Genomic DNA, 448 nt, shown 5'->3' on the forward strand with positions numbered 1-448 from the left:
TTTAGGGAGACCTACCCAACTTGCAATATCGAAAGCATAGTGCTAATAGATATCAAGATGGTCATTCCTAGGTCGGTAGCAGAGACTTGTTGAGAGCTTTCAAACTATGATTTGGTTCTTATGGGCTATTAGCTCAGGTGGTTAGAGCGCACCCCTGATAAGGGTGAGGTCCCTGGTTCGAGTCCAGGATGGCCCACCTGAAGAGAGTTAAGAGTTTGAAGTTAAGAGTTAAGAGTGGAAAAACTGATAACTCATCACTAAAAACTCATAACTTTTTGTCTGGGGGTTTAGCTCAGTTGGTAGAGCGCCTGCTTTGCAAGCAGGATGTCAGCGGTTCGAGTCCGCTAACCTCCACCTAGAGATAACTCAGGAATAAAAATATATGAGAAGAAGTCCAGCAACATGGTATGAAGCCAGACTGCTGGGTGAGAACTCAGCCAGAACCTTG

General features: G+C 45.1%; 2 tRNA genes. Both read left to right on the forward strand.

Annotated elements, in window-relative coordinates:
• The first annotated feature begins 122 nt into the window (after positions 1-122).
• Positions 123-196: transfer RNA gene (locus GNE10_RS35050), tRNA-Ile, on the forward strand.
• 85 nt (positions 197-281) lie between these two features.
• Positions 282-354, forward strand: a tRNA-Ala gene (locus GNE10_RS35055).
• Positions 355-448: the final 94 nt, after the last annotated feature.

The sequence above is a fragment of the Nostoc sp. 2RC genome (genome assembly GCF_014222165.1).
GTDB classification, from domain to species: Bacteria; Cyanobacteriota; Cyanobacteriia; order Cyanobacteriales; family Nostocaceae; genus Nostoc; species Nostoc linckia.